Source organism: Chondrinema litorale (assembly GCF_026250525.1).
Classification (GTDB): Bacteria; Bacteroidota; Bacteroidia; order Cytophagales; family Flammeovirgaceae; genus Chondrinema; species Chondrinema litorale.
In genome coordinates, this window is the sequence record NZ_CP111043.1 from 2,527,501 (window position 1) to 2,552,548 (window position 25,048).

At 33.3% G+C, this 25,048-nt stretch carries 19 protein-coding genes and 2 rRNA genes (1 of these 21 cut by a window edge); 11 read left to right on the forward strand and 10 right to left on the reverse strand.

Going from position 1 to position 25,048, the window contains the following annotated elements; all coding sequences use genetic code 11:
- The 3 genes from OQ292_RS10500 to OQ292_RS10510 all read left to right on the forward strand — a co-directional run.
- A 23S ribosomal RNA gene (locus tag OQ292_RS10500) occupies positions 1–1,153 on the forward strand; it begins 1,664 nt to the left of the window's first position.
- A 45-nt stretch (positions 1,154–1,198) separates the two neighbouring features.
- Positions 1,199–1,310 (forward strand): 5S ribosomal RNA (gene rrf, locus OQ292_RS10505).
- A 217-nt stretch (positions 1,311–1,527) separates the two neighbouring features.
- Entirely contained in the window at positions 1,528–2,865 is a 1,338-nt protein-coding gene (locus tag OQ292_RS10510) for a transposase (RefSeq protein ID WP_284682082.1), read from the forward strand.
- Between the two features lie 361 nt (positions 2,866–3,226).
- Here the strand turns inward: OQ292_RS10510 and OQ292_RS10515 are convergent, their stop codons facing one another.
- Both OQ292_RS10515 and OQ292_RS10520 read right to left on the reverse strand, forming a co-directional pair.
- A complete protein-coding gene (locus OQ292_RS10515; protein ID WP_284682083.1) occupies positions 3,227–3,976 on the reverse strand; it encodes a gamma-glutamyl-gamma-aminobutyrate hydrolase family protein in 750 nt (249 codons plus the stop codon).
- A 12-nt stretch (positions 3,977–3,988) separates the two neighbouring features.
- Positions 3,989–4,519 (reverse strand): DinB family protein, encoded by a 531-nt coding sequence (locus OQ292_RS10520; RefSeq protein ID WP_284682084.1) that lies wholly within the window; start codon positions 4,517–4,519, stop codon positions 3,989–3,991.
- Positions 4,520–4,726: 207 nt separating this feature from the next.
- Here OQ292_RS10520 and OQ292_RS10525 point away from each other — a divergent pair, with 207 nt between their 5' ends.
- From OQ292_RS10525 to OQ292_RS10535, 3 genes are all read left to right on the forward strand, one after another.
- Positions 4,727–5,875, forward strand: coding sequence for a trans-sulfuration enzyme family protein (locus OQ292_RS10525; RefSeq protein WP_284682085.1), 1,149 nt, complete (start codon positions 4,727–4,729; stop codon positions 5,873–5,875).
- 105 nt (positions 5,876–5,980) lie between these two features.
- Positions 5,981–6,727: an OmpA family protein gene (locus tag OQ292_RS10530; protein WP_284682086.1), complete on the forward strand. Its 747-nt coding sequence runs from the start codon at positions 5,981–5,983 to the stop codon at positions 6,725–6,727.
- Positions 6,728–6,842: 115 nt separating this feature from the next.
- Positions 6,843–7,952 carry an OmpA family protein gene (locus OQ292_RS10535; protein WP_284682087.1) on the forward strand — a complete coding sequence of 370 codons (1,110 nt, stop codon included), beginning with the start codon at positions 6,843–6,845 and terminating at the stop codon, positions 7,950–7,952.
- A 328-nt stretch (positions 7,953–8,280) separates the two neighbouring features.
- Here the strand turns inward: OQ292_RS10535 and OQ292_RS10540 are convergent, their stop codons facing one another.
- Both OQ292_RS10540 and OQ292_RS10545 read right to left on the reverse strand, forming a co-directional pair.
- Positions 8,281–9,090: a 3'-5' exonuclease gene (locus OQ292_RS10540; protein ID WP_284682088.1), complete on the reverse strand. Its 810-nt coding sequence runs from the start codon at positions 9,088–9,090 to the stop codon at positions 8,281–8,283.
- Positions 9,091–9,203: 113 nt separating this feature from the next.
- A complete protein-coding gene (locus OQ292_RS10545; protein WP_284682089.1) occupies positions 9,204–11,090 on the reverse strand; it encodes a M61 family metallopeptidase in 1,887 nt (628 codons plus the stop codon).
- 324 nt (positions 11,091–11,414) lie between these two features.
- On the opposite strand from OQ292_RS10545, the gene OQ292_RS10550 reads away from it, so the two are divergent.
- From OQ292_RS10550 to OQ292_RS10560, 3 genes are all read left to right on the forward strand, one after another.
- Positions 11,415–15,161, forward strand: a complete 3,747-nt coding sequence (locus OQ292_RS10550) for a DUF7948 domain-containing protein (RefSeq protein ID WP_284682090.1) — start codon at positions 11,415–11,417, stop codon at positions 15,159–15,161.
- 247 nt (positions 15,162–15,408) lie between these two features.
- Positions 15,409–15,873 (forward strand): hypothetical protein, encoded by a 465-nt coding sequence (locus OQ292_RS10555; RefSeq protein WP_284682091.1) that lies wholly within the window; start codon positions 15,409–15,411, stop codon positions 15,871–15,873.
- Positions 15,874–15,890: 17 nt separating this feature from the next.
- Entirely contained in the window at positions 15,891–16,568 is a 678-nt protein-coding gene (locus OQ292_RS10560) for a DNA alkylation repair protein (protein WP_284682092.1), read from the forward strand.
- Here OQ292_RS10560 and OQ292_RS10565 read toward each other — a convergent pair.
- The 4 genes from OQ292_RS10565 to OQ292_RS10580 form a co-directional block, all read right to left on the reverse strand.
- Positions 16,565–17,740: an ArsA family ATPase gene (locus OQ292_RS10565; protein ID WP_284682093.1), complete on the reverse strand. Its 1,176-nt coding sequence runs from the start codon at positions 17,738–17,740 to the stop codon at positions 16,565–16,567. The two genes, OQ292_RS10560 and OQ292_RS10565, sit on opposite strands and share 4 nt — an antisense overlap.
- Positions 17,741–17,776: 36 nt before the next feature.
- Positions 17,777–18,355 carry a phosphoribosylglycinamide formyltransferase gene (purN, locus tag OQ292_RS10570; protein ID WP_284682094.1) on the reverse strand — a complete coding sequence of 193 codons (579 nt, stop codon included), beginning with the start codon at positions 18,353–18,355 and terminating at the stop codon, positions 17,777–17,779.
- A 40-nt stretch (positions 18,356–18,395) separates the two neighbouring features.
- Positions 18,396–19,286 carry a geranylgeranylglycerol-phosphate geranylgeranyltransferase gene (locus OQ292_RS10575; protein ID WP_284682095.1) on the reverse strand — a complete coding sequence of 297 codons (891 nt, stop codon included), beginning with the start codon at positions 19,284–19,286 and terminating at the stop codon, positions 18,396–18,398.
- A 95-nt stretch (positions 19,287–19,381) separates the two neighbouring features.
- Complete coding sequence (locus OQ292_RS10580; RefSeq protein WP_284682096.1) at positions 19,382–19,801, reverse strand: hypothetical protein; 420 nt, start codon at positions 19,799–19,801, stop codon at positions 19,382–19,384.
- Between the two features lie 268 nt (positions 19,802–20,069).
- Between OQ292_RS10580 and OQ292_RS10585 the strand changes: the two genes are divergently transcribed.
- Both OQ292_RS10585 and OQ292_RS10590 read left to right on the forward strand, forming a co-directional pair.
- The gene (locus OQ292_RS10585) at positions 20,070–21,305 is read left to right on the forward strand and encodes a hypothetical protein (protein WP_284682097.1); all 1,236 of its coding nucleotides are present in this window, start codon (positions 20,070–20,072) and stop codon (positions 21,303–21,305) included.
- Between the two features lie 98 nt (positions 21,306–21,403).
- The gene (locus OQ292_RS10590) at positions 21,404–22,753 is read left to right on the forward strand and encodes an MBOAT family O-acyltransferase (RefSeq protein WP_284682098.1); all 1,350 of its coding nucleotides are present in this window, start codon (positions 21,404–21,406) and stop codon (positions 22,751–22,753) included.
- A gap of 45 nt (positions 22,754–22,798) precedes the next feature.
- Here the strand turns inward: OQ292_RS10590 and OQ292_RS10595 are convergent, their stop codons facing one another.
- Complete coding sequence (locus OQ292_RS10595) at positions 22,799–23,965, reverse strand: aminotransferase class V-fold PLP-dependent enzyme (protein ID WP_284682099.1); 1,167 nt, start codon at positions 23,963–23,965, stop codon at positions 22,799–22,801.
- Positions 23,966–24,070: 105 nt separating this feature from the next.
- Complete coding sequence (locus OQ292_RS10600) at positions 24,071–24,853, reverse strand: enoyl-CoA hydratase/isomerase family protein (protein ID WP_284682100.1); 783 nt, start codon at positions 24,851–24,853, stop codon at positions 24,071–24,073.
- Between the last annotated feature and the right edge of the window lie 195 nt (positions 24,854–25,048).

Here is a 25,048-nt window from a genome sequence, read left to right on the forward strand (position 1 = left end):
GAAAGGACGCCTCCCTCGCAAGAGGAGGCCGCAGTGAAAAGGCCCAGGCGACTGTTTAACAAAAACACATGGCTTTGCGAACTCGAAAGATGAAGTATAAGGCCTGACACCTGCCCGGTGCTGGAAGGTTAAGGGGGGATGTTAGGGGTAACCCAAAGCATTGAACCGAAGCCCCAGTAAACGGCGGCCGTAACTATAACGGTCCTAAGGTAGCGAAATTCCTTGTCGGGTAAGTTCCGACCTGCACGAATGGTGCAACGATCTGGGCACTGTCTCAGCCGTGAGCTCGGTGAAATTGTAGTATCGGTGAAGATGCCGATTACCCGCAACGGGACGGAAAGACCCCATGAACCTTTACTGCAGCTTAACATTGGTATCGGGCAAGAAATGTGTAGGATAGGCGGGAGACTGTGAAGCGGTGTCGCTAGGCATCGTGGAGTCACTGTTGAAATACCGCCCTTTTCTTGTCTGGTGTCTAATCCTTATGGGAGACATTGTTTGGCGGGTAGTTTGACTGGGGTGGTCGCCTCCAAAAGAGTAACGGAGGCTTTCAAAGGTACCCTCAGTACGGTTGGTAATCGTACGTAGAGCGCAATAGCAAAAGGGTGCTTGACTGTGAGGCCAACAAGCCGATCAGGTAGGAAACTAGGATATAGTGATCCGGTGGTACCGCATGGAAGGGCCATCGCTCAAAGGATAAAAGGTACTCTGGGGATAACAGGCTGATCTCCCCCAAGAGCTCATATCGACGGGGAGGTTTGGCACCTCGATGTCGGCTCGTCACATCCTGGGGCTGGAGAAGGTCCCAAGGGTTGGGCTGTTCGCCCATTAAAGTGGCACGCGAGCTGGGTTCAGAACGTCGTGAGACAGTTCGGTCCCTATCTGTTGTGGGCGCTAGAAGCTTGAGAGGATCTGACTTTAGTACGAGAGGACCGAGTTGGACGAACCTCTGGTGTACCTGTTGTGGTGTCAGCTGCATTGCAGGGTAGCTATGTTCGGAAGGGATAAGCACTGAAAGCATCTAAGTGCGAAACCCACCTCGAGATGAGGCTTCTATATAAGGGTCGTCAGAGACGATGACGTTGATAGGCTGCAGGTGTAAAGTCAGAGATGGCAAAGCCGAGCAGTACTAATTACCCGATAACTTCCAAGACCGAAATTGTATTATTTTAGCTTGTTTACAGTATGTAAAGATTTTAATGGTGATGATAGCGCAGGTGTTCACCTCTTCCCATTCCGAACAGAGAAGTTAAGCCCTGTAGCGCCGATGGTACTGCATTAAACTGTGGAAGAGTAGGTAATCGCCAATCTTTTATTATATATATAAACCCTTCATATCTTTTAAGATCTTGAAGGGTTTTTTATTTGTATACTTAGGCCTTACCTTTTAAATAAAAGGGATTGAAAATCAAGGTTTTAAATGCATTAATGTATAAAATAAAACCCCGCAATTAGCTAATAAAAGCTTTTTTCGGGGTTTTTGATTTGTTAAATTGTAGTGTCTAATCACAATTAACACTACAATATATGAGAGATCAACAGCTTTTCCAACCACAAGATTACTTAACTCCAAAATGGTATTTATTTAAGAGTAGTAAATTGGGTAATGTTTATGATAGCATCCCTTGGGAACAACTTTCTGCATGTCTGCCTAAGAAAAATAAAGGCCCTGGTGCTCCTAGCTGGTTTTCGCCTCAGGGCATGTTTGGCTTAATGTTTCTAAAAGCCTATTTAAACCTGAGTGATGAAAAGCTCATAGCACGCTTTAATACCGATTGGAGCCTTCAGCTATTTTGCAATAAATTGCTACAGGATCATCAAAAGATTAAGGATAAGGCCATTTTAAGTCGAATCAGGACGTATATGGCGGACCATACTGATTGGCAACAACTTCAAGAGGTACTACTCCAACACTGGAAAACAGACATGCATAATACGCATGTGCTCTTAATGGATGCTACTTGTTATGAGAGTTATATTCGTTTTCCTACCGATGTTAAGCTGCTCTGGGAGAGCTGCCAATGGGTGTTTGAAAAGCAGCTTTACAGATACTGTAAAATATTAGGAGTAAAACGACCTGGCTCCAAATATATAGATCAAAAGCGCATGCAGATGTCTTATGATCGTAGTCGTAAAAAGACATATAAAGCTGGTCGCAAGCGTAAAAAGTCATTGATATATCTACTATCCAAAGGATTGGGGCAACTGCAATGCCTACTTAACGAAAATCCACAAATACAGCTTCACTTACATGAGAGAACATATCTAAAAACTATAAAGAAGATAATCGAGCAACAGCAATTCTTGCAGCAGCATCCAGCTAAAGAATTGAAAAACAGGATTGTATCACTTCCCAAGGCTTATGTTAGGCCGATAGTGCGAGGTAAAGAAGCTAAAAGGGTTGAGTTCGGAATGAAGGCACACCTGCTTCAGGTGGATGGTATCTGCTTTATCGATACCATGGAGTTCCGCGCTTTTAATGAAAGTACCAGACTGAAATTAAGTAGTTTAAAACATAGATCGATATTTGGCTCACTTCATCAACTAGGAGCAGATCGCATTTACGCCACCAACAAAAACAGGAAGTATTTAACAGAAAAGAAGATATTTACCTGCTTTCCAAAGAAAGGTCCTAAAGTAAACAACCCTGCTGAAAGCCAACTCAGAAGTCTCATCTCTAGCCAAAGAGCCACGGTGATGGAGGGAAGTTTTGGCGTGCATAAAACAGCTTATGGCCTCAATAAGATCAAGGTTAAAGGAGAAAAACGAGAAATGATACACGTTTTTTTCGCAGTTATGATGGCCAATGCCGTTAAGATCAGCAAAAGGAAATCAGAACAAGCCCCTCTACTTCAGGCCGCCTAAACCTAAAGCTGAAAAGCCTATGGGATGAGTGTGTCTATACTATCCAAAAGCAATATTTTCCAGTTTTATCAATAGGATTACTCACAGTATTGTACTTTTTAAATAGTCCAAAACAGCAGGTACCAAGATTTGAAACAAAAAAAAGCTGAACTTTATCTATCCAACTCTTATTTTTTATTGGTCTTAATCAATTTTCAAGGAGGCCCTTCTTAATATACCTTACCTCTTTAATACTTACCCACACCCCACTAAATCTTATCATCTCTACCAAATACAAACCCTATTATCCCAATTACTTAAATAACAAAAAAAGCTACCCTGAAAAGGATAGCCTTATATAATTATTGTTTTCTTTATTGCTTTATGAGTTTCGACAAAAACTTAGAAAATTGTCGTATATTGGATTTCCGTCTATTATTAAGCCTCCAAGTGTATGTGTAAATTCTGGATGCCATTGTACTCCTAAAACTTTTCCAGGTTTACATTTTTTCCACATAATAGCTTCAACTAGATGATCTTCTTTACTTATTGCAAGTACATCAAGATCACTTCCTAAACCTTTAATAGCTTGGTGATGAATGGTGTTTACATATAACTTATCAGAAATAGGGTAAATACTGTTAAGGTAACTTTCATCAGGAATTATGAGTTCATGCGCGATTGTATCGTAATTTTTAGCGTTACGATGTTCAACATTGGTTTTAAATTGAGTTTCGATATCTTGATAAAGTGTACCTCCAAAATATACATTTAGTAATTGTAAACCTCTACAGATTGCGAAAACAGGTTTATCATTTTTAATCGCAAAATCTAAAATTTCTAACTCATAAATATCTCTTTGCTTATCACCTTGCCACCTTCCGATTGGTTTTTCTCCGTAAGTAGTTGGAGATAAATCTGTTCCTCCTTGAAAAACAAAACCATCCATTTCTTTCAAGAAGTCTTCTAAAATAGATTTATCGTTTAAATCTGGAATTAATATAGGCATTGCATCTTTTCTAGAAAGATAGTTTGCCATATCTTTTTCAAAATATAAAAGTGACTTGGGGCCGAATACTGTTCTATTTATATCCGGATACATGAAGCATGATGATACACCTATTTTTAGCATAGTTGAATAGTTTTACCAACCTCTATATTTAGGAGGTTCAATATTGTTTAATCTTAAGTAAGTTATACATTGTGCTCGGTGATGAGTAAGATGATCTCTCATTAAATAAAATATCCTTTTTTTATCCATAATTACACCAGCAAAAATTACAGGGTCTTTACTTTGTTTATCAGAGATTTCACTTGCACTTTTTTCTACATATGTAAAAACGTCTTTAAGACTTTTTATAAGATCATTTTTACTCAAGTCATCTAGTTTAGCATCTTTTATTGGATTGCTTTCATTTGCAATAAATGTAGAATTAAGCCAGTATAAATTGGTAATTATATGAGCTAGCTGTTGTGAAAATGTGAATGTATTTTCATTTAATCGATATTTATAATATTCTTCAGGCATTGCTTCAGCCACTTCAATGCTATATTCAGAAGCTCTCTTCCATATATCTATAAATTCATTTGAAAATGCACTACCTTTTTGTGCAAAAGAGTTATTCGAAAAAATAGTTGCTATGAAAATGAGAAGAACTATATGAGAAATTTTCATTTATCGGGATTCAACTTTCATGTTTAATAAAATGCTAATCTACATTTTAATCGATAAAAAAGAGCTTGTTAATTCATCAATAATATAAAAGATACAATTAATAGTCTTTAAAAAGCTACACATTAATCTGCTAGTATTTTCAACTTTAATTATCATTGTATTTAAAATGTATATGATAAAATAATTGTGATTTAAATTTGATGTGAAGTGAAAAAGAAAGCTAAAGAAACACAATGTGTTCATTATTTCGGAGAGAAACCATATGAGTCTCAAGGTATAAATACTCCAGTGGAACCTGCTTCTGCATTTAAATATGGAGAGGGTATGGTAAATGTTTATCCAAGATATTTTAATACATACAATCAAAAAGTGATAAATAGTCAATTAGCTTCATTAGAAGGTGGAGAAGATTGTTTAATATTTGGATCTGGTATGGCTGCTATTACTACAGCTCTGTTTTCATTACTAAATAGTGGAGATCACGCTGTTTTTTATAATGAACTTTATGGAGGAACATTTAATTTGCTGAGTTCAGAGTTCGAAAAAAAAGGTATTTCTTTCACTTTAGTAAATAAGCAGACTAAAGATGCATTTGAAAAAGCAATACAGTCAAATACGAAAGTGTTGTATTTCGAATCACCTACTAATCCGTTATTGAGTGTAGTTGATATAAAATTGATGGTTGATATTGCAAAAGCAAATGGCTTAACTACTTTAATCGATAATACTTTTGCGTCCCCGATTAATCAGAATCCTATTGAATTTGGAGTAGATATAGTTTTACATAGTGGTACTAAGTATTTAGGTGGTCATAGTGATTTAAGTTTTGGAGCAATTGTAAGTTCAAATGAGATCATTAAAAGCATTCATAGTACAGCAATAAATTTAGGTGGTAGCTTAAATCCTTTCGATTGTTATCTTATAGAGCGTAGTATTAAAACCTTGGATGTGAGAGTGAAAAGGCATAATGAAAATGCGTTGGCATTGGCTGAATTTTTAGATGCACATGATAAAGTAAAAAAAGTATATTATCCCGGTTTAGTTGATCATGATAAACACGAAATAGCTAAAAGCCAAATGAAAGGTTTTGGTGGTATGTTATCATTTGAATTGGCTACACAAAATCAAGAGGATGTTAATCAGTTTGTAGATTCTTTACAACTAGTATGTAAAGCTCTTAGTTTAGGAGGGGTGGAGTCGACCATTTGTTCTCCTGCTTTAACATCTCATATTAAAATGACAAAGCAAGAGAGAGAGGCTATTGGTGTTACAGATGGTTTGTTGAGGTTATCTGTTGGTATAGAGAATATTAATGATTTAAAAGCTGATTTTGAAAATGCTTTAAAAGTTATTTAAAGTTAATAGAAATGGGTTTTAACTTTATAGAGAAATATCATTACAAAGTTTAATTGTTTGATATTTCTCTTTTCGTTTAATAATTATTCCAATATACTTTTACTTATGTGGAAACTCCCACTTTTGGCTTTACTAAGTATTTATTTAATAAATGATTATGTCATATTAAATAAATTTTCTTTTACTTCTAAAAAAGCTGTAAAGTACTTTGTAATGAGAGGGGAAGTAGTTGATTCTAAAACTGGAGAACCAATTGAAAATGCTGACGTGATAATTGGTAATCTTCAAAAAACATTCTCAACTACATTAGTAACAGATGAAAATGGTTCGTTCCGATTAGACTTACCAGGTGAGGAGGTTTATACAATTTATGCTATAAAAAAGAGGTATTTTAATTCTGAAATTCATCATTTCTCTTCTATCGGAAAAAGTTCTGATGAAATTATCAAAATTACTGTGCCATTAATTAAAGCTGAGTTAAATGAACATTATTTGCTTAACTTTATAGAATTTGAAGTAAATAGTAGTAATCTAAAAGTTAAGAGAGGCAAAGGAAATTTAGATGAATTAATTACTTTTCTTAAAGATAATCATGATATAATTATAGAAATAGGGGTGCATACGGACTCAAGAGGAGATGATGATTATAACCTTGTGTTATCTGAAAAAAGAGCAAAAGCAGTTGCAGAATATATTTATGAAAATGGAATTAATGAAAATAGAGTAAAGTATAAAGGATATGGAGAAACCAAACTTCTGAATGAATGTAAGAATGATATATTCTGTTCAACAGAAAAACATTTAGAAAACAGAAGGATTGAGTTTAGAATTATGGCATTAAAATCAGAATGAACTTTATACTTTAAAAACATTAATTGAGGCTAACAACTTATTTCATCCTTTTTGTTTTTAATTGGCCAATAAAACAATTTACTAAGATGAAATTAATAAGGGAAGAGAGCTATAAATGAGGAGATTAATCTATCTATATGGAGCTTACAACAAAAAAATAGTACTGCCAATCAGCTGTTTGTTTTTTTTCTACTTTCAACTAACTTCTACCAAGGTTGATGCAAACAGCTATGAGAATATTTTAGCCACATCGAATGATTCTATCCGAAAGACCTATCGTGTTAGTGGAATGCTAATTAATAAACAAGATAAGAAAAGGAAAAAAAGCTTTTTTGGCTTTACAATAGTAGCTTATGAAGTTGTGAAAGATGATGCAGGTAATACTGTTTATAGATTAGGGTCGAGTGCAAAAAAAGTTACAACTGGTGATAAAGGTATTTTTGAATTTGAACTATATGCAGATACAGAATACCTTCTCAAGTGTGTAAAGCCAGGATATTTTTCTGATGAAATTCCACTCCCAAAAAGAAATATAGCATTGGGTCAACATATTAGCTTAGAAATTTTTATCAATCAGGCTAACACGGCGATGTTAGCTGGGTATATAAAGAATGTAGATACTAGTGAACTCATAGCTAGTGCAGAAGTAAAGTTAAAAGATAATATAACTGGTTCGGTGAGATCTGTTATTACTCAAAATGATGGGGCTTATTCATTCGAAATTCGTGAAGGGGATAGTTATGAAATTACAGTTGACAAAGAAGGTTATTTTGAGAGTGATTTAATTAAAGTTGATTTTTCTGAAAGTGTGGGTGGAATACTTAAAAAAGATATTTTTATAAAAGGTCTTTTAATAGGTAAATCTTATCGATTAAAAGGCTTTTATTTTGGCGTAAACGATTTTAATATAACTGAAAAGCAAGCAACTGCACTAGAAGAGGCTGTAGAGATACTAAAAGAAAATCCTGATGTTCAATTTGAAATTGGTTGTTTCTCAGATTCAAGAGGAGATGATAAGTACAATATGTATCTTACTCAAAAGCGCTCAGAAGCTATAGTGAATTATCTTGCCGATAATTTTGAAATAATGAGAGACCGAATGGTACCTGTTGGTTATGGAGAAACAAAACTGATAAATGAATGTGCCAATGGAGTGCTGTGTGGTTCTGAAAAACATGAAGAGAATAGGCGGATAGAAATGAAAATTATTAAGATTCTTGAATAGTAAAAAAAGCAAGCTTAAAAAGCTTGCTTTTTTCTGTTCCATTAATCAATCGCAAATTTGAAGTAATGCTTATATTACTTAGCAAAACTTGGAGCTCCTATAAGGAGAAACAAGTTCAATTTATAAACTCAATATTTAGTGTTGCGTTTTACTGCTTCACTAAGTATATAACAAATATATAATGACATAGTAAGCTCATCAATACCCACCATCGGGTAATTTTGTGCCTAATTAGTGAATGAATGTGAATATATGCCCAATTTACCTACTAGATATTGTCTAGTTGTGAGCTGTGAGGTATGTATAATGAGCAAAAAAGGTTAAATAACTATTTATTATTAAATTGGCTTAACTTAATTTCTGTAAGTTTTTGCTTAGTGTTTAAAGCAAATTCATTATTAATAATCCAATCGTAATAGCCTGGTTCTTTTTTAAGCACTTCAAGTACAGGTCTGTTCTTATGCTTACCAAAGTTGAATACAGCAACGCCTTCAGAGTTATAAACCATTCTGCCTGCAAAATCTATCATGTTAGATGAAGTGATTTCGTGAAGAGATTGCATATCATTTTTTACAGGAACAGAAGTTTTTCCTGTTTTTTGATCTTTGATCTCTACATTTTCATACCTCTTAACCTGAGCATCTAGCACTTCATAAGTGGCAAGTGTATCAGCTTCTGCACTATGGGCATTTTCCAGATCTTTATCGCAATAGAATTTATAAGCTGCATGTAAAGTTCTGGGCTCCATCATATGGAATATCTTCTGAGAATCTACTATTTTCCTGTTTTTAGTGTCGAATTCTACACCAGCTCTTAAAAGCTCTTCTGCAAGCATAGGTATATCGAACTTTAATACATTAAAACCTGCTAGATCGCATCCTTCTAAAAATTTAGCTATTTCTTTAGCAATTTGTTTAAAAGTAGGAGCGTCTTTTACATCTTCATCGTAAATGCCATGAATCATACTTGACTCTGAAGGTATAGGTATAGTAGGATTCACTCGTTTAGTTTTTATCTCTTTCTCACCATTCGGCATCACTTTTACAATAGAGATTTCAACAATGCGATCTTTTACTATATTTATACCTGTTGTTTCTAAATCGAATACAGCTAGAGGATTTTTAAGATGAAGGTTCATAATATAAATTAAAAATAGCTAATCATTTAAAATGATTAAAACTTTGGTTAAGTACGATAAGAATTTATTGTTGATAAAGTGTAAAGATAGACTTTTGAAACTTTTGCACAAATCTATTCCTCTTTAGGAACCAACCAGCTTTTTAATATTTTTCTTTGGCGTTCAGTCATATTGGCAACTGGTTGAAAAATGTGATATTCTTTTCTTTCATTATATCCCATTTCTGCTTTTAATTCAACTTGCTCAATTTTATCTTCTTCTAAGCTTCTTTCAACTACCATAGAAAGTGTATCACCTTCTGCTGCATTTTTTCTTATTCCTCCAATAACTTGTACTACATTTTCTAATGTAATTGTATCACCATTTACTTTTCTAATAATATCACCTTCTTCATAACCCATCTTAACTCCAAAATCATCAATTTCACTCACATCGCTAATTACAATGTTACTATCGTTGTCTAAAACCAAACCTTTAATAATATTACCCATTGTAATTTCTTTTACAGTAGTTTCCTTTTGGTAGTCAATCCCAGCTTTTTCGAAAACCTCTTTAATAGGCAGCGATTCTGCACCTTCAACATATTTACTAAAAAATGTTCTTATTTCAGGATAACCACTTATTGTAGCAATTTGGTCAAACAACTCTTCATCTTTAAATGGTTTTTCTTTGCCGTATTCATCAGATAAGCCTACCATTAAATCACGTAAGCCATATTCACCGTCAGATAAGTCTCTAAAGGTTAGATCAAGGCATAGACCGATTAGAGCGCCTTTTTCATACACATTGCCATATTGATCTTCATACTCATCAAGTACTTTTTTACTCATTTCAGTAAATGGAAGATCATCGATATAAGTAGAAGCCTGAAGCATTTTTGATCTAATAACATCCAAGTACTCTTCCATACTAATTAATTCATACATTACCTGCATATGACCCGCAGAATATTCTGTTACCCCTTCATATAACCATAAGTGTTCAGACATTTTTGGGTTGATATAGTCAAAATCCTGTATTTCTTCTGAGTGTATGCTTAAAGGTGTTACTATATGAAAAAACTCATGGGCAGCAATATCTCTAATACTCTGAGTAATATATTGAGGTGCAATTTCAGGGAGATAATACATAGAAGAATAAGAGTGCTCTAATGCTCCTAACATTCCAGATAAGCTTGGTTTATCACTTAAATAAATAATAAAAGCATATTTTTTTATAGGAAGTGTACCACCCAGATACTTTCTCTGTGCTTGAAGAATTGCATTTATATTTTCACCAACATATTCTGATGTAATGGTTTTATTAGGAGAGTAAACCGAAACAAGTACTTCTGCATCGCCCATATTTAATATGGTAGTGTCTGGAATATTGTACATGATAGGAGCATCAGCCAAATCCATGTAATCGTCTACTATAAAAATATCTTTAACTGCATCTGAAGCAGTACTAATTAATGAGGTCGACCCATAAAAGCCTTCTTCTTTATTAAATGTTAAGTGATAGTCATTGGTTTTGTAACCATCGAAGTAACCAAAAAATCCGTGGGTGTTTATTACATAATTTGTGTCTTTCTCAATGTTTGTTCCCGCTGGCTCAAAAATGACATTATCTTTTTTGGTATCCCATGTATCATCTACTTTGTATGAAATCTTTGCAGCTTTTTTGGGATTGGTAATTTCCCAACGATTATCATCGAGTTGTTTAACTTCTAGAGTCCTACCTTTTTTATCTGTAACTGTAAATTCTGTAACAAATCTGCCAAAGTCTGAAATGCTATATGTACCAGGAACAATTTTCGGAATATTATAAATTATTGTTTTTTCTTTGATTTTAGGTGGGACAAACTCGATTGTAAGTTTATCGTCATTTGTGTTATTTAAATTAACTGTAAATTTATATTGATCAGTTTTTTTTTGGCTATAAGATTCAAAGGAAAAGATGAATGAAACAATAAAAATTGAAATTGAAAAAAATTGACTGGGCACGCATTTTTTATTCATGTTTTTGATTGTAATAGTGAAAAAAGTTAAAATGAAATTCATTTCTTTAATTAATACAGCTGATATTTCAACTTCAGAAGTTTCATTTTGATTTTTTATTCACTTTATATTGTTAAGAAATGAGAAACTTCTGACTATCAGCACAAATTTTTTTTTATTTGGGAAGTAATTCTTTCAAATGTATCATTAATCGAATAGCTATTGAAAATTAACTTGATAAGTGGTCAAAATCTGAAATAATTAATCAAAAAATTACTTTTTAATCTGAAAGTAATATTTCACCATCTATCGAAGTTTTTTAGAAAGTACTGTTGAGTTTTGCTTATGAGCTTAAATATATCTTTACAACCAGAAGATTTCCAAATAAGGCCTACAATCTTTTATTTATTTCTAATGCTTACAGGATTTTCTTTGCAGGCAGATCCTTTTTTGTTTAAAGAGAATAAAAATCAGTGGGACTCAGATATACTTTATAGAGCAGATTTACCTGGAGGTTATTTATTTCTACACAATGGTGCTTTCACTTATGTATTTTACGATGAGGTAGCTGTTCAAGCAAAACATCAACATACAAACTCATCAGCATCTAACAGAGTAAGTGTGGCGGATAATCCAGATAACTCAGGTTTAATAGGAGCTCATGGTTTTAAAGTAAACTTTTACAAAGCTTCTTCCGATGTAAATGTTGTTCCTATAAACCCATTTGCCAATTCGTATAATTATTTTTTAGGGAATAATTCTGAAAAATGGGCTAGAAATGTAAAAGCCTATTCGCAAATTAATTATCAAGGTTTATATGAGGGGATTGATCTTAAGTATTACCATAATGGAGAAGATTTTAAATATGAGTTTACTGTAGCTCCCGGCAGCAATACAAAAAAAATTAAGATGGATTATGAGGGGCAGTCTGAAATTGAGCTAATAAATGGGAATTTATACATTAGAACTACTGTAAATGAGCTCATTGAGCAAAAACCATATTCTTACCAGATAATTAATGGTGTAAAGAAAGAAGTTGTTACAGAATTTTCGCTAAAAAATAAGCGACTAACATTTGAATTTCCAGAGGGATATGATGAAAACTACGAGCTTGTAATTGATCCAGTATTGGTTTTTTCAACATTTTCAGGATCAGTTTCTGATAACTGGGGAAACACTGCTACTTATGACGATGCAGGTTCGCTATATGCTGGAGGTATCGTTTTTGGAAATGACTTTCCCGCAACAACTGGAGCTTTTCAAGTAAATTTTGCTGAAGAAATTGACATTGCTATTACAAAATATGACTCAACTGGTTCTTATCAAATTTATGCAACATACCTAGGTGGTGAAGATACAGAAGTGCCACAAAGTTTAGTCGTCAATAGTAATAACGAATTGGTTATTTTTGGAACAACATCTTCTCCAGATTTTCCAATCACCGAAAATGCTTACGACTCTACTTTTGATGGGGGAGTGGCTGGAACAGTAATAGGTGGAGTTGATTTTAATAATGGGGCTGATATTTTTACTGCTAAATTAAATCCTGATGGTTCCGAATTAATTGGGGCAACTTTTTTTGGAGGATTTAATACAGATGGAATAAATGAGCTCACCAGATTATACCTTTCGAGAAATTATGGAGATGAATTGAGAGGAGATGTGATTACTGATGATGATGGTAATATCTATATTGCTACCTCAACACATTCGTCTGATGTGGTGATAACTACTGGAGAGGTACTTCAAGGCGAGCAAGATGGTTTAATTGCTAAGTTTAATTCTGACCTAAGTTCTTTAATTTGGAGTAGGTTACTTGGAGGTGGTGGACGCGATGCTGTGTATAATATTAAATTAAATGATGAAGGCGACATAATTGTAGTAGGTGGTACTACCAGTCTTGATTTTCCCACAACTGCTAATGTATTACATGAGGAGTTTCAAGGTGGTAGAACAGATGGTTTTCTTACAATTATTTCGAACGACGGAACACAAATAATAGAATCTACCTATTTAGGAACCGATGCTTATGACCAAGCTTTTTTACTAGATCTTGATGCTTCTGGCAATATTACTGTTTTTGGCCAAACCAGTGGAGATTATCCTGTTTCAGTAAATACTTATTCTAATGATGGAAGTGGGCAATTTGTTCATAAAATAGGTGGAGGACTTAAAACGACAATCTTTTCTACTGTAATAGGTTCTGGTTCTGGCTCGCCAGATATTTGCCCAACAGCATTATTGGTTAATGAGTGTTCTAATATTTATCTAGCAGGTTGGGGTGGAAATGTAAATGCTGTAAATGCTAATTATGTTGGTGGTTATACATATGGGCTTCCAATTACAGAAGATGCTTATCAAACTAATACAGATGGAAGTGATTTTTATTTAATGGTGCTGTCAGCAGATGCTGATGAATTACTTTATGCAACATATTTCGGTGGTAATGCAGGCACTGGTGAGCATGTTGATGGAGGTACTAGCCGCTTTGATAAGAAAGGAGTTGTATATCATTCGGTATGTTCGTGTGGCCAAAGTAATTACCCCACAACAATAGGTGCTTTTGACAGAGTTAATAACTCTACCTCTGAAACAAGTACTGCTACAAGATGTAACAATGCTGCTTTTAAATTCGATATGGCAATTCTAGAAGCATCATTTGAATACGGACCTGAAATACCTTGTCTTCCATCACCAGTTACCTTTAGTAATACTAGCCTAGGGGGCAGCAGCTTTATTTGGGAAATTAATGGTGTAGTTATAGACGCTGTTGCAGATACAGGTTTTGTGTATATGTTTGAAGAGCCAGGAGATTATGTAGTAAGTATTACAGCTTTTGATGCAGCCACTTGTACAGAACAAGATGTTTATACAGAAACAATAAGTGTAGGTGAACAAGAATTTGCAGTTGAAGATGGTGGATTTATTTGTGGAGGGGAAGAATTTCAACTTTCAGCTAGTGGGGCAACAATTTACAGATGGAGTCCTCAAACTTATTTAAGTAATCCAAATATTGCTAATCCAATAGCTACTCCACCAGAAAACATTGAATATACTGTTACCATGATCAACGATTTTGGTTGTAGGGCAGATAGTGTGGTTACTATCATGGTACAACCAGAAGTAATAGCAGACTTTCAGGTAAATGTGATTGAGACTTGCGATACACTTAACCAAGTAGAAATTATCAATAATTCGCAAAATGTGGCTGAGTATGCTTGGATTATTAGTGATGATAGAATCATTAACAGTGAAGAACCTGGAACACTTACTTTCGAAGAATCTGGTACTTACCAGATCATTTTAGTTGGTATTAATGAAACTTGTTCAGATACAGATACTGTGGAGGTTGATGTAAATGTAGTAGAGGCATCTCTTTTTTATCAAAATGTTACGATAAGCCCTACTCAAGAAATTTGTTATGGAGAGTCTGTACAATTAGAAGTAACAGGAGGAGTAGCTTATACTTGGAGTCCGCTTGGAGGCATCGATAATCCATCTTCTTCAACTCCAATAGTTTCACCTACAGAAAATACAACTTATTCTGTTAGAATCTATAATAAAAATAGCTGCTTTATAGACACTACTGTTCAGGTAAATGTATTTCCAGAAATCGTATCAGAATTTGAAATCTCAATGAATGAAGAATGTGGCGAAAAACCTGTTCTTACTTTTGAAAATCTATCTGAAGGAGCAGATACCTATGTGTGGGATTTTGGTAATAGTGAAAGTTATTCAGATATTATTCCAACATCTTATGTATATCCAGATACAGGAATATATACCATTACTTTATATGCTACACAAGGTGAATGTACAGAAAGCTTTAGTCAAGAAGTAATAATAGAACAAGTTGTGCCACCAAATGCGATCTCCCCTAATGATGACTCTGTGAATGAGAAATTCGTTATTCCAAGCAAACTTTCAGGTTGGCAAATTGAGATTTATAACCGATGGGGCGATTTAGTTTACGAAAACGATAATTATAATGGAGAGTGGGGAGGAGAAGATTTACCAGAATCTGTATATCATTACTTACTTATATCGCCTTATGGTACTGAATGTAGAGGTTGGGTGAAGGTGATGAAGTAAATGTTAAAATCAAAATAGTTGCATACTTTTAGCATTTTTTTAATTAATTTCAATAAAGTTTCTGAATGCCATATAATTTACTCCGAAAATAAGCTAATTTATTATAAACAGTAGTAACTAATTTAAGTTACTCATATAAAGAGCAGATACTTGGATTCCCTTTTTTTTGCCTATGAAAAGAATAATACTTACTCTAGTTTTTAGCTTTTGGATTCTAAGTTATTGGAACACAAGCGTTGCACAATCAATGTCCAAAGATCAAAAATTTGAAGTCGATCTTGGCTTAGGCTTTCCTGATTTGTTGCATTTAGGTATGAAGTACAAGTTTACCAATCTTAGCAAGATAGGTATGAGTTATGGCACGGTAATCATTCCGAATAATAGTCGTAGAACATCTGCCGTAACATTAGAACACGAATATCATTTTGGCAAATCTAATGTGAATAGTAAAATGCCTATTTACTATTTTACTCAAAAGGTTTCTTATCTAAATGATATTAAAACTGATGTAACTTCTAATATTTTTTACTTTACTCCATCTATTGGAAAGGCTTTTTATGGAGAAGGACCATTAGGAGTAAATGTAGATGTAGGTTTAAACTTTAGGCTGTATCAAAGTCAACAGACAGATTTGGTGCATGATGCCAGACAGTTTGAGCAATTCCCAGCAGTATTTCCTGCATTAAGATTTCAATTTTTCTTTAATCTGTAAAAAGAGTTTTATAATTGATGTTTAGTGTTGATGGCTATCTTACTAATATCACTGAGATATTTAGCGAAAATGGCAATGCCAAAATAGCTGTACAACAAAGTGAATATCTTAAAAATAAATTCGATTTTTATGGACTAAAGTCACCTCTACGAAAAACTTTAATTAAAAACTTTTTTCTAGTAGAAGGCTATCCTCCTATTGAGTTTATTGAAGTAACAATTAAAAGCGCCTATCAATACTCTCAAAGAGAGATGCACTATTTTGCCATTGAAATTGCTGAAAAACAAAAAAAGTATTTCAATGCAAAAAGTCTTGAGTTAATAAAATGGCTTATAGAAACCAATAGTTGGTGGGATACGGTGGATTTAATTGCTTCACATTTAGTGGGTTATTTAGTAAAAAAATATCCTGAACTTATTACAGTGATGGATAACTGGGTTGAATCTGAAAATATGTGGATAAGAAGATCTGCGCTGTTATTTCAATTAAGTTATAAGCAAGAAACTGATACTGAGAGATTGTTCAATTATTGCACAAAACTTTCAGGTGAAAAAGAGTTTTTTATAAGAAAGGCCGTTGGCTGGGTATTGAGACAATATGCCAAAACTAATCCTGATAAAGTTATTGAGTTTGTAAACGAGCAGCCACTTTCTAACTTGAGTAGAAAAGAAGCACTAAAGCATATTGATCTCTAGCTTTTTTTTGAGTTTTTAGAAAAAGAAACTATCAACCAAGGGTTATCATATTTATAATCTTCCATTTCGTAGAAGTTCGTGAATTTAGGTAAAAACATGTTTTTTCTCTGGTTGGCTAGCTGGATTATTAACTCATCTCCAATTTTATTTACCTTAAATTCTTTATCGTCTAACAGTGGCAATCTAATCTTCACAAAATAATAATATTTCGTCTCTTCTACTTTAAATGGAGATTCCTGAAAGAAAACCTCAGTAGGGTCTTTTTCATCGTAGGCTTTTTCTCCAATTTCTTTTAGTAAATCTAATCCAAATACTTCTTCTCCTTGGTGAGGAACTTTAAAAATAGGCAAAGGCTGAAAAGTATCAGTTATTTCTTTCAGGTATTTCTTTTGGGTAGTAATATATTTAGCGAAAGGAGTTTTGTCAACATCCATTTCTGGTAAAATTCTATTTACAACCACTGCATCTACATTATAGCCATATAATTGTAAGTAAGTATAAGCTCGTTTAGCTTCTTGTATTACCATTCTTTCAGGATTGGTAACCAGTCTAATAGAACAAATTTCTGGCTTGCTAAATATTTTCTGAACCTTCTCTAGCTTGTCAAACATATTTTCCAGTTCTTCAAACCCATGATCTACCGGAGCTCCAGTTACATTTCTAATTACAGAGCCAAGTGTTTTAATAGCAGTTCTTTGGAAAGGAAATGCTTTTGTTACCCACCATTTAGTAACCTGAGGCAAGGTTAATAATGTGAGTGTTTCACCGGTTGGGGCACTATCTATAATTATAATATCGTATTCTTTTTCTTCATAATATTTTTCAATCCAAAGAAAAGCTGAGGCCTCTTCCATACCCGGCAAAGCAGACAGTTCCTCTGCTAAAATATTATCTACCTTTTGCCAGCGAAAAACCTGTAGCATTAAGCTTCGCATATTGCCCCAGTATTTTTTCATGGAATAATATACATCCAACTCTTGGCCGTATAGGTTTTCTGTAATGAGAGTAGGTTCTGCTCCTAATGGCTGATTCACCGCATCTGATAAACTATGTGCAGGATCTGTAGAAATTACCAATGTTTTATATCCTTCTCTTGCTGCTTTATATGCGGTTGCTGCAGCAATAGTAGTTTTGCCAGTACCTCCTTTGCCTGTAAAAAGGATAATTCGCATGGGAAATAGGTATTTAATTACTGAAAAATAACCTTTCTATTGAAGGTATAAGTTTTCAACAACTTGTGGAAAATATTTGTGTTCAAGTTGTTGAACTTTTTTTGCCACCATTTCCGGAGTATCATCTGGAAGAACATCAAAACTCTTTTGTAAGATGTGTTTTCCATGATCGTAATGTTCATCAACAAAGTGGATGGTAATTCCGGATGCCTTTTCTTTATTATCAACTACGGCTGTATGTACTTTCATACCATACATTCCTTTACCTCCATAATTAGGAAGCAATGCTGGATGAATGTTTATGATTTTTTCTGGATAATTTTCAACCAAGTTTTTTGGAACCAACCATAAAAATCCGGCGAGTACAATCAGCTTTATATTTTTTTCTTTTAGGTAATTTAATACAGTATCGTTTTCTGCAAAATCTTTTCTGCCAAAAGAAAATGTTTCTATGTTTAATTCTGCTGCTTTTTGCAGTACGGGTGCATCTTTTTTATTTGAAAGGATACAAAAATTAGCCTCAATGTTATTCTCTCTAAAATGAGAAATAATCTTAACTGCATTACTACCTGTGCCTGAGGCAAAAATTGCGATATATGGGATGTCTTTTTCCAAAAACTTATTGGTGAAGGTTCATAGAATTTTAATCACAATGTTACAAAAAAATCATTATGATGGCACCGCTCAACATGATTAACTTGCAATACATACTAAGGAAGTGGTATTCTCTTTTAGTGTCAGCGAAATAAATTCTATAAATGAAGTAAACGGTAGGTATAGACATGAGCAAACAATAGTATCTCATAGCACTATTATGTGTGTAATTTGCATAACCTGTAATTGTAATAATTAGCAGAGCTAGAAAGAAGTAAATTATTATTTTGGTTTTTCTGATGCCTAAAACAATTGGGAGTGTTTTGCACCCAAACCTCATATCTCCTTTTATATCTTCCATGTCTTTTATTATCTCTCTAATGAGTGATATAAAAAGGGCAAAAATGCCAAATACATAAATATGAGGATTAAACCTCATAAAGTAAATGTCTACTTCAAAAATGGAAAGTGCAGTTAAGGCAGCGATACTAAAGTTTCCGAAAAACGGTAATCTTTTTAACCTGTTAGAGTAGAACCACAACCAGACTGCAGCCAAGCAATTAATTAGAAAAATGTATTTAGAAAGATAAAAGCCGATACCAACACCGACTACATTTAATACGGTATGTGCAGCCATAGCAACACGCCTTCTAAAAATCCTGCCTATTACAACCTTGTCAGGCTTATTAATAGTATCAATTTTTATATCGTAATAGTCATTTATAATATAGCCTGCAGAAGCAATAATTACTGTAGATAAGACCAATAAGAAAAAGTTAATATCTAAAATTTCGTGTTTCCAAGAAGTATTGGCTCCTATTAAAAAAATTCTTGTAAAATATTGGGTAACAACAAGCAGTATCAGGTTGGGAACCCGAATTAATTGTATTAAACCTACTATTGCTTTTAAATAATAACTTTCAGATAGTCTTAGGCTCAGCAGCTTTGGCATGAAACTGATATTTACTTACATGTTAAAAAATTAATTCTTAGTCTAGGTAAGTCTGTCTTAAATAAGACTTGGTAAATAATATAAATAAAAAGAAATTAGGATGCAGATTTCACATATTTTTTTTGTAGCCAATTTAAAGCATCACTAAATCCTTTAAAGACTTCAACTTCGAAGTAGCCAGAATAAAATCTGCAAAAAGATTTTTTCATAATCCTTTTAAATACTTCTTCCGAAAAAATAATAGCATGTCTATTTACACCACTTGTTGATAACTCAGGATAAAATGTAGTGTTTAAAAACTCATTAGCATCCTGATCAAACTTTTTGCATTTTCTAAAATCTGAAATGATCTCTTCTGAATTATTTTGCTCAACTATTTCTTGTATTTTGCTTGCTGCAATTTCTACTTGCGATGTTTTTGTGGCATCGTGCCATTCAATAAAAACGGCATTTGCATCAGCAATTAGTGAAACAATACAATAGGGTTCATCAATTTCATTTTTTAAAGTTAACATTTTGAATAGGAATTAAGTGAATATCATTAGAGATGTTAATACAATTTAATGAATACTCAATAAAAGGATAAGTCTTGATTAATGTAGGTATGTACTAAAATTGTGGGTTTTAAATCTTTTGAAGAGTGATTCTATTTTTTAGAAAAAATTTTAAGGGAAAATAATTCCATTAGATAACGATAATTTTCTACTAAAATCAACAATTAAGACTAAGTGTATTTCGTGTAGAAAGCGTATTTATTTTTTAAACTTTTAAAACTTATGAGTTGTGAACGGAATACTATCTGTTTTTTCATCTAAACATGATTCCGGCTTTGCAAAAAAAGCACTTCTCTTTATTCCGGTATTTTTTTTAATGTTTCTGGTACTTACTCCAATTAACCACCTAGATTTTTATACACATAATAAACAGCTTCTAGAGTTTTACCAAACAGGTTATTGGCGACCTAACTTTTTATATTATTTGATTTTGGCCGTTTTTTCAGGCTTTTCTAATAGTATGCAGCTTTTGTCTGTAGTTGCGGCCTTTATTTTAGCTTGTAGTATTTTCTTTAAATGGCAAATTACAGATAGCTTAAGTTTAGATTTTCAGAAATATTTGAGTGATAGTGAGAATTTAAAGGTTATCAAACTATTTTCATTTTTGATGCTATTTGTGTTCAGTTTACCAGCAAGTTATAACAATTGGTATTTCGGACAGGTCTCACCGAATCAGTGGCATAATAGCACTACTATATTATTAATGCCATTTGCATTACTGCTATATCATAAATGCTACATACGAATTATAGAAAATGATAAATCAGTTAATAATTCTATTATCTTACTTTCGATAATAAATGTACTGATTAAGCCAAGTTTTTTCTTTTGTATAGTTCCTGTAAGCTTACTTTTTAGTTTTTTATATTGGAATGGCTGGTCAGTTTTTTTTAAGAAACTAATGCTATTTGCTCCGGGAGTTATCCTTGTAATAATTCAGTATTTGATATTGTTTGCTAGAGAATGGGAGAGTGCAGGTACTTTAAGCGGAGATAATGGGGGAGTTGCTATTAATTTTTTGCATGTATGGAGTCATTATTCAAATCATGTTATTTGGTCTACTTTGTTGTCTCTAGCTTTTCCAATAGTCTTCATTCTTTTTAATGCAAAAAAAGCATTTACTAATAAGCACTTTTTATTTTCTGCTAGCTTATTAGTGTTTGGTTTGCTCATGTTTGCTTTTCTTACAGAAACAGGATCAAGGCAGTTTCACTGTAATTTTATCTGGCAGGCAATTGTGGCAAATTATATTTTTTACTGGGTATGTTTAAATGTCTTTTTAAAAAACTGTTTCGAAAAGTATTTTTTCAAAAGTGAAAAGGCGAGGTTAATTAATTCATTTTTAAAATTTTATTTAATCTGTAATTGGAAAGACAAGCTAGTACTTACTATGTTTCTGTTGCAGTGTTTGGGAGGCTTTTATTATCTATTAAGAATATTGCTTAGAAATGGTTCGTACGCCTGAAATAGTTTGAAATGTTATTTCATTCAGTAGAGTTTTTAGTTTTTTTTCTTCTCGTATTCTGTATTTACTATTTGCTACAATATAAATACAGGTCGATTTTGCTATTAATTGCCAGCTACTTCTTTTACATGTGGTGGAATCCGTCTTACGCTTTTCTCATTTTGCTATCTACTAGCATAGATTATTTAGCAGCAATTAGAATTTGTCAATCAGAAAGTAAGTCAGTTAAGAATTTTTGGTTATCAACAAGCTTGTTAGTAAACCTCGGTTTGTTGGCTTCTTTTAAATATTTAGGTTTTATCACCGAAAATCTGCAAGCAGTTTTAAGTTTTGTAGGGAGTAGTACTGAAATTCCACGATATAATTGGTTGTTACCAGTTGGTATTTCTTTTTACACTTTTCAAACATTGAGTTATACCATAGATGTTTATCGGGATAAAATTAAGCCCGAAAAGAGTTTTGGTGTTTTTGCACTTTATGTCTCATTTTTTCCGCAGTTAGTAGCTGGCCCTATTGAGCGAGCTTCTCAGTTAATTCCCCAGTTTCGAAAAAATATTTCTTGGAATACAGACCAAATAACTTATGGGTTCTTACTAGCACTATGGGGATTTTTTAAAAAGTTGGTTATTGCAGATAGACTTGCTGTTTATGTAGATCAGGTTTATGCAAATCCAGAGTATTTTGATGGAGGACAATCTTTAGTTGCAGTTTACTTATTTGGGTTTCAGGTATATTGTGATTTTTCTGCATATTCAGATATTGCAGTTGGTGTTGCTGCAATGTTGGGAATTCATTTGATGCAAAATTTTCAGCGACCATTTTTTGCCAGTTCATTGCTCGATTTCTTTGCTAAATGGCATGTGTCTTTTATGCTATGGTTGCGAGACTATATTTTTATGCCACTTAATAAAAAGAACCCTAAAAGAATATATGTTAACCTATTTCTCATATTTCTTATTTCAGGAATCTGGCATGGAGCTTCTTGGACATTTATTATTTGGGGAGCATTAAATGGTGTATTGATAGTAGGAGGCAGGTATTTTAGAAAATATTTTAATAGTAAATTACTTCAGAAATTCTCCAATAAGCTATTAGATGTAGTTATCACCTTCCATCTGTATTTATTAGGAACAATTTTTTTTAGAGCAGAAAACCTCAAAGATGCATTTATAATATTGAAGAATATTGTCTCTGGAAGTTTTAATAATTGGAAAAGCTATTTCACTATTCTGGATTCTTCTTATGAAATGGGTTTAGCAATTACATCAATAATTTTATTAATGCTGATTGAGTATTATCAAAATAGGGGAGTGTCTTTTAGAAAATTGATTTTTAATAAAGGCTCAAGATGGTTGGCAATGCCTAATTTAACATTGTATCTTTTATTATTTACTATTCTTTTGTTTGGCTGGTTTGGAGGAAAAGAGTTTATCTATTTTCAGTTTTGAGAAACTACCCAAAAGTGCTAGTTAAGTAGTTTCTCAAATTGCAGGTTACTTTTTAGATTTTTCAATTGCTGAAATCAGTTTTTCAAGATCAGCTTCTTCATTATAAACATGGGGTGAAACACGCATAGCAGTTCCTCTAAAAGAAACATATATTTTTTCTTCGTTTAATATTCTCTTTAGTTTATCCATATCGAAAGCTTTAGTCAGTCTGATACCAAATAAATGCGGACTGAAATAATTTTTATTTTCTATAATACAGCCAATCTCTTTTAATTTATCAATTGGTTTATCAATCAATTCAAAGAGGTATGTTTGAATATTATCAACTCCCCAGTTCAAAATGGTGTCAATTGCTGCCTGAAAAATTGGTGCATTAATAAAGTTACTTCTTCCTCCAGATTCAAACCGCAGCGTATCAGGCTGATACTCATCTTGGTAATTGACTAGATTAGCAAAGTTTTCACTTTCGTAGCGGTTGATCCAAGCTTCTTCTAGAGGAGTACCATTAGCAAATTTCTCATTAAAATAACCAATGCCACTTCCGTAAGGACCTAACATCCATTTATAACCAGAGCATACTAAAGCATCAGGCTGTATATCTGAAATATCGAAAGGCAAAGCCCCTACACTTTGGGTACCATCGACTACCATTAACGCATCATATTTATTGGTTGCTTCTCTTATGGCCTTCAAATTGAAAAGAGTGCCATCGGCCCAGTGAGTATGTGAAATAGCTACAAGTTTTGTTTTAGAGTTTATAGCTTCAAGTATAGATTCATTCCAGCGTTTTCCCCTATTTTCAGTTGTGGTGGGAGGAGAGACAATAACTAACTCGGCATTTTTTTCTTTTGCCAAAGACATCCATGTATAAACATTACTTGGAAATTGCTCCCCAGCTATCACTATATTTTCTCCTTTTTTGATATCTAGATTTTTAGCAACGATTCCCATTCCATAAGATACAGCGGGTATCATTACAATGTTGTTTGGGTTAGATGCATTAAGGAGTTGAGCACAGCTTTTTCTAAGATTTTGAATCTGATCGAAAAAGTGATGAAGTGTAATGTCGTTTGGAGCTCTTTTTAATTGAATACCTTTTATACCTGCTTCTTCTGCACTTTTTAATAATGGCGACATGTAAGCACCATTTAAATAGGTGATATCATCGGGAAGACTAAATAGCTCTTTCTGACAAGTTAGTGTTTGGGGCATTATCTTATAGCTTTATTAAAAAATAGATTTGTGAAGAAAGATAGGAAATTGAATATTAAAACAGGAATCTCATTCTAATAATAAGGTGTTAAGATACATTATTAATTACCACGATAATTTGTCTTTATTTAAAAATGCAGCAATCCCTTTTTGGCAATCAACAGACTCTCTTGCTTTTGCATTCATATTTGCTGCATAATTTAATGCATTAGGTAAATCCATAGATTGAACATTAGCTATCATTTCTTTTGTAAGCTGCATAGAAATACTAGAATTGTTATCACAAAGCTTTTGTGCAAATGCAAAAACTACATGGTCAATTTCTGTCTTGTCGTATAAGCCATGAAAGAGCCCGGTGCTTAGTAGTTCCTCTGCTGTAAATAAATCACCAGCAAGTAAAAGTCTTTTTGCTCTAGCTTCACCAATTTTTCTCAGTAGAAATACTAAAACCAAAGCGGGTATAAATCCAATTTTTACTTCAGTATAGCCAAATTTTGCATCAGGCACAGAAAAAATAAAATCGCAAACTGTAGCTAATCCGCAACCTCCAGCTATTGCATGGCCTTCAACTTGGGCAATTACTACTTTAGGGTGTGTATATATAAGGTGGAATAAATTTTTTAGCTTGGTAGAGTCATCCAGATTATCTTCAAAAGAAAAGTTTTGTAACTCTTGAATATAGGCGAGGTCTGCACCAGCACAAAAAACATCGCCATTCGCCTTCAGAATAATTACCTTTCCATTCTCGTCTTGAGCTGCAAAGTTAAATGCCTCAGTTAACTCCTTAACTACTTTTTGATTTAAAGCATTTCTTTTTTCTGGTCTGTTAAGGGTGATATAGATAATTCTTTCTTCAATTTCATATTTTACAAATTCGAATGTTTTCATATTCCGTAAAAAATTTGGGTATGGTTAAGAAAAAACAAAGTGAAAGTAAACTTTTTTATACAGAAAATGTTTAAATTTAAACGTGAAATATTTTGATGAAAAATCCCTACATTTTTTTACACTTTTTCGCTCCGGTTTTTCAATTAGCAATAGTAGAATTTATTTATCCTGCCTCTTTGAAAAAAAATTCTCTTT

What these genes read in the sequence shown, in the direction of transcription:
- OQ292_RS10510 (WP_284682082.1), top strand. Translation starts at nt 1,528, where the DNA reads ATGAGAGATCAACAGCTTTTCCAACCACAAGATTACTTAACTCCAAAA.
- OQ292_RS10515 (WP_284682083.1), bottom strand. Translation starts at nt 3,976, where the DNA reads ATGCTAAAAATAGGTGTATCATCATGCTTCATGTATCCGGATATAAAT.
- OQ292_RS10520 (WP_284682084.1), bottom strand. Translation starts at nt 4,519, where the DNA reads ATGAAAATTTCTCATATAGTTCTTCTCATTTTCATAGCAACTATTTTT.
- OQ292_RS10530 (WP_284682086.1), top strand. Translation starts at nt 5,981, where the DNA reads ATGTGGAAACTCCCACTTTTGGCTTTACTAAGTATTTATTTAATAAAT.
- OQ292_RS10535 (WP_284682087.1), top strand. Translation starts at nt 6,843, where the DNA reads ATGAGGAGATTAATCTATCTATATGGAGCTTACAACAAAAAAATAGTA.
- OQ292_RS10540 (WP_284682088.1), bottom strand. Translation starts at nt 9,090, where the DNA reads ATGAACCTTCATCTTAAAAATCCTCTAGCTGTATTCGATTTAGAAACA.
- OQ292_RS10545 (WP_284682089.1), bottom strand. Translation starts at nt 11,090, where the DNA reads ATGAATAAAAAATGCGTGCCCAGTCAATTTTTTTCAATTTCAATTTTT.
- OQ292_RS10550 (WP_284682090.1), top strand. Translation starts at nt 11,415, where the DNA reads ATGAGCTTAAATATATCTTTACAACCAGAAGATTTCCAAATAAGGCCT.
- OQ292_RS10555 (WP_284682091.1), top strand. Translation starts at nt 15,409, where the DNA reads ATGTCCAAAGATCAAAAATTTGAAGTCGATCTTGGCTTAGGCTTTCCT.
- OQ292_RS10560 (WP_284682092.1), top strand. Translation starts at nt 15,891, where the DNA reads ATGTTTAGTGTTGATGGCTATCTTACTAATATCACTGAGATATTTAGC.
- OQ292_RS10565 (WP_284682093.1), bottom strand. Translation starts at nt 17,740, where the DNA reads ATGCGAATTATCCTTTTTACAGGCAAAGGAGGTACTGGCAAAACTACT.
- OQ292_RS10575 (WP_284682095.1), bottom strand. Translation starts at nt 19,286, where the DNA reads ATGCCAAAGCTGCTGAGCCTAAGACTATCTGAAAGTTATTATTTAAAA.
- OQ292_RS10580 (WP_284682096.1), bottom strand. Translation starts at nt 19,801, where the DNA reads ATGTTAACTTTAAAAAATGAAATTGATGAACCCTATTGTATTGTTTCA.
- OQ292_RS10595 (WP_284682099.1), bottom strand. Translation starts at nt 23,965, where the DNA reads ATGCCCCAAACACTAACTTGTCAGAAAGAGCTATTTAGTCTTCCCGAT.
- OQ292_RS10600 (WP_284682100.1), bottom strand. Translation starts at nt 24,853, where the DNA reads ATGAAAACATTCGAATTTGTAAAATATGAAATTGAAGAAAGAATTATC.